At 52.6% G+C, this 211-nt stretch carries 1 protein-coding gene; it reads left to right on the top strand.

Features of this window, described 5'->3' with window-relative positions; translation table 11 throughout:
- A partial coding sequence (locus tag LKK83_RS00235) for a hypothetical protein (RefSeq protein ID WP_324628743.1) occupies positions 1 to 211 on the top strand: 211 nt, incomplete at both ends.

Below are 211 nucleotides of genomic sequence, written 5' to 3'. Positions count from 1 at the left end.
CCTCAGCAGAACCAACCGAAACTGCGGACAATTCTGCAGAAGAAAACCCGGAACGAGTGGTGGCTGAAACCACCGACGATTCTACCTCTGAACCTGTGGAAGCGGTAACAGAAACCGCCGACACCACCGCCAGGGAAGAAACTGCCCAAAATCCCGAAACTTCATCGGTTCAAGAACCCGAATCATCGGAACCCGTCGAAACTGTAGAATC

This window comes from Phormidium sp. CCY1219 (assembly GCF_035615515.1).
In the GTDB taxonomy this organism is placed as follows: Bacteria; Cyanobacteriota; Cyanobacteriia; order Cyanobacteriales; family Laspinemataceae; genus CCY1219.
Note: the sequence above shows the minus strand (reverse complement) of the source record. Positions and strands in the feature narration are given on the sequence as shown.